Genomic DNA, 4,090 nt, shown 5'->3' on the forward strand with positions numbered 1-4,090 from the left:
CGGGCGCCGGGGTGGGCTCGGGCTCGCGCTCGGCCTCCGGCTCGGGAGCGGGGGTCTCGTCGACGACGGGAGCGGGGGACGTGACCGGCGCGGCATCGCGCGGGGCGTCCGAGCCGCCGGAGGCGAGGCTCTGGCGCAGCTCCTCGTTCTCCTGGTTCAGGCGGCGGAGCTCCACGACGACCTCGTCGAGGAAGTCGTCGACCTCGTCCTGGTCGTAGCCCTCGCGGAACTTCGTCGGCTGGAACCGCTTATTGACAACATCTTCGGGAGTGAGCGCCATGGCTTTCCACCTTCGATTTCAAGTAGGTACACGTTTATCGACGTTCGACCGAAGCTAGCAACTTCGTGAACGCGGCGCAGTGCGAGCACCGCGGAGAACGTCAGGACGGCCCCCACGATACAGGGAGCGGAAGTGATCCCGGCACCGCCGGGCCCGCCCCGTGCGGGACGACCACCGGGAGCGCCCGGAGTCGGGTCAGGCGGCCCGCAGCCAGGTCGCGATGTACATCCCCACGATCACGCAGAGCATCGTGAGGCTCCAGCCGAAGTCGAGGGCGATCGGGCCGATCGACACGGGCTTGATGAGCCGCCGGAAGAAGGAGATGGGCGGGTCCGTGACCGTGTAGACGGTCTCGGCGGCGACGAGACCGGCGCCGCGGGGGCGCCAGTCGCGTCGGATGACCCGGACCAGGTCGAGCACGAACCTCGCCCACATGGCGAAGAAGTACAGGAGCAGGACGAAGTAGAGGACGCTCCCGAGGAGCGAGACGACGGAGGTCACCGCGGGCCAGGGCTCCCCGGAGTCAGGACTTCGCGAAGAACGACGCGTCGGCGTCGCTCTCGGCGGAGGCCGAATCGCCGGCGACCGTGATGTGCGAGGGCGAGAGCAGGAAGACCTTGCTCGTCACGCGCTCGATCCGGCCGTAGAGGCCCTGCGAGAGGCCGCTCGCGAAGTCGATGAGGCGGCGGGCGTCCGCATCGCTCATCTGCGAGAGGTTGATGATCACGGGGATGCCGTCGCGGAAGTTCTCCGCGATGACCTGCGCGTCACGGTACTGCTTGGGGTGGACGGTGAGGATCTCGTTCATCTCGGCGTGGGCCGTCGCCTCGGAGTCTGGGGGGTGGGCTTGCGGAGCGGGGTGACCGTCGCGCGGGGCTGCTGCGGGGTGGTCTGCTCGACCGGCGGGACGGGCTGGACCGGCGAGACCGGGGCGCGGTGGGCCGTGGTCGGAGCCGCCTCGACGGTGTCGGCGCGCTCGTACTCGACCTCTTCATCGGCGAGTCCGAGGTAGACCATCGTCTTCTTCAGCGGGTTGGCCATCTGTGTCCTCCGTGTCGTGTGTGCTCCCACTAGTGGGTCAGGTCGAGGTTAAGGGCGGGCGGGTCGATTGCCGGTGATTGCCGACCCGATTCGCAGGTGTGTCGCGCCCTCCGCGATCGCCTCGGCGAAGTCGTGCGACATGCCGGCCGAGACGGCGGAGGCCGACGGATCGATGGCGCGCACGCGCTCCGAGAGCAGGCGCAGCCGCGCGAACGCGGGTCGGGGATCCTCGCCGAGCGGCGCGACCGCCATGACGCCCCGGAAGCGCAGGTGCTCAGCGTCCGCGAGGACTTCGGCCAGGTGCTCGACGTCGTCCGACGCCGCGCCCCCGCGCTCGGGGTCGTCGGTGAGGTTGATCTGCAGGAAGACGTCGAGGGGGGCCTCGCCCGCATCCAGGAGCGGGACCAGGGCGAGGCGGTCGACGGAGTGGACCGCCGATGCGTACCGGCGCGCCTGCCGGGCCTTCTTGCTCTGCAGCTGCCCGATGAAGTGCCAGCGCGCAGGAGTCCCGGCGAGCTCGGCGGCCTTCTCCTGCGCCTCCTGGTGCCGGTTCTCGCCGAAGTCGACGACGCCCAGCTCGAGCAGGTCGCGGATCAGCGACACGGGGTGGAACTTGGTGACGACGATCGTGGTGATGCCGCCGGGATCGCGACCGGCCGAGCGGGCCGCGTCGGCGACCCGCTCGGAGACCGAGGACCAGCGCGCGGCCAGCTCCGGATCGGTCACGACGACTACTTGAGAAAGTCGGGGATGTCGAGATCGTTGTCGTCGTCGTCGAACGACGGGTCGGCGACCGGCGCGGGGGCCGCGACGGGGGTGCTCGACCAGATCGACCCGGCGGCGGGGGCGGCTGCGGCCACCGGGACGGGCTCCGGCGACTCGGAGGCGGCGCTCTGCTGGCTGCGCGGCTGGGCGAGGGCCGCGGGAGCCTGTCCGCCCGGCTCGCCGCCGTCGAAGCCGGCCGCGATGACCGTCACGCGCACCTCGTCGCCGAGGGTGTCGTCGATGACGGCACCGAAGATGATGTTCGCCTCGGCGTGCACCGCCTCCTGGACGAGGCGGGCCGCGTCGTTGATCTCGAAGATGCCGAGGTTCGACCCGCCCTGGATGGAGAGCAGGACGCCGTGCGCGCCGTCGATGCTCGCCTCGAGCAGCGGGGAGGCGACCGCGAGTTCCGCGGCCTTGATCGCGCGATCGGCGCCGCGCGAGGATCCGATGCCCATAAGCGCGGATCCGGCGCCCTGCATGACCGACTTGACGTCGGCGAAGTCGAGGTTGATCAGGCCCGGCGTGGTGATGAGGTCGGTGATGCCCTGCACACCCGCGAGGAGGACCTGGTCGGCCGTGGCGAACGCCTCGAGCATCGAGATGCCGCGGTCGCTGATCTCGAGCAGGCGGTCGTTCGGGACGACGATGAGGGTGTCGACCTCGTTCTTGAGCGTCGCGACGCCGGCCTCGGCCTGGGTCTGGCGACGGCGTCCCTCGAAGCCGAAGGGCTTCGTCACGACTCCGATCGTCAGGGCGCCGATCGACTTCGCGATCCGCGCGACGACGGGCGCGCCGCCGGTGCCCGTGCCGCCGCCCTCTCCGGCGGTCACGAAGACCATGTCGGCGCCCGCGAGCACCTCCTCGATCTCCTCCGCGTGGTCCTCGGCGGCGCGGCGCGACCTCGGGGTCGGCGCCCGCGCCGAGTCCGCGGGTGAGCTCGCGGCCGACGTCGAGCTTGACGTCGGCGTCGCTGAGCAGGAGCGCCTGTGCATCGGTGTTGATGGCGATGAACTCGACGCCGCGAAGGCCGAGCTCGATCATGCGGTTGACGGCGTTGACGCCGCCGCCGCCGATGCCGACGACCTTGATCACGGCGAGGTAGTTCTGGTGTGAAGTCACGTGTCCGGCCTCCGGGCTGAACCTTAAACCTGTAGTTGAGGCTTAAAGTTATGCTGAGTATGCATTTGGGGTGTGGGATCGACGGTAGGCGGAGTCCGCTCCCGCTCGCGACAGACACGCCCGCATTCGGCAAAGAGCCGAGCGGATCCGTGCCGGTCGGCGCTCAGCGACTGCCGACGACCGCCGCGGCGGGCGAGGACACGTCGTAGGACGACACCTCTGCCGGGTCCGTGGCCGCCATCAGCTTCTCGAGGACGACCGCCTTGAGAGCCGAGCGGTCCGGCCCGCCCCACATCACGACCGCTCCGTCGCCCAGCGTGAGCGTGACGTCGTCGCCGGTGGTGGCTGTCGCCGCGGCGACCTGCCCGTCGAGCGAGGCGGGGAGCGTGAGCAGGACCCGGGCCAGCGAGTGGAACGCCGTTCCGGTCGCTCCCCCCGACGGCGTGGTGAGGGCCGGGTAGCCCGGCGGCGCCGCGTCGGCGGTCTCGATGACGACGCCGGCCGAATCGACGAGGTCGAAGCGGCTCCCGTTCTGCAGGACGCCCACGGGGGTCCGCTCGACGACGCTCACGACCAGCGTGCTCGGCGGGCGGGTCTGCAGGGAGTAGCTCTGGATCAGCGGGTAGCCGCCGATCGCGTCGCCGACGGCCTCGCGGTCGACGAGGGTCAGCGGGACGCCGATCTGGTCCGACAGCGCGTCCTCGAGTGCGACCGCGTCGGTCCGCGCCGTGCCGGTGATCTCGATGGTCCTGACGGCCATCAGCGGCGAGTAGGCCGCGACCGCGACGACGATCGCGAGGAGCACCAGCGACCCGGCGACGACCAGCGCGGTCAGGCGGCGGCGACGGGCGCGCCGCGTGAACCGCCGGACCTCGCCGCGCT

The 4,090-nt window shown here is 71.0% G+C and carries 4 protein-coding genes and 2 pseudogenes; all 6 read right to left on the bottom strand.

Annotated elements, in window-relative coordinates; translation table 11 throughout:
• Positions 1-280 (bottom strand): DivIVA domain-containing protein (locus B0T42_RS18695; RefSeq protein ID WP_139344593.1); only part of this gene is annotated, 280 nt, incomplete at its 3' end.
• A gap of 195 nt (positions 281-475) precedes the next feature.
• Positions 476-781: a YggT family protein gene (locus tag B0T42_RS18700; RefSeq protein WP_055794987.1), complete on the bottom strand. Its 306-nt coding sequence runs from the start codon at positions 779-781 to the stop codon at positions 476-478.
• Between the two features lie 22 nt (positions 782-803).
• Positions 804-1,321: pseudogene (locus tag B0T42_RS21775) on the bottom strand (cell division protein SepF).
• 48 nt (positions 1,322-1,369) lie between these two features.
• Entirely contained in the window at positions 1,370-2,047 is a 678-nt protein-coding gene (locus B0T42_RS18710; RefSeq protein ID WP_077224473.1) for a YggS family pyridoxal phosphate-dependent enzyme, read from the bottom strand.
• 5 nt (positions 2,048-2,052) lie between these two features.
• Positions 2,053-3,208, bottom strand: a pseudogene (ftsZ, locus tag B0T42_RS18715) (cell division protein FtsZ).
• Positions 3,209-3,371: 163 nt separating this feature from the next.
• A partial coding sequence (locus B0T42_RS18720; protein WP_094742812.1) for a cell division protein FtsQ/DivIB occupies positions 3,372-4,090 on the bottom strand: 719 nt, incomplete at its 5' end.

Origin of the sequence: Rathayibacter rhapontici, assembly GCF_001995175.1 — a bacterium.
GTDB lineage: Bacteria > Actinomycetota > Actinomycetes > Actinomycetales > Microbacteriaceae > Rathayibacter.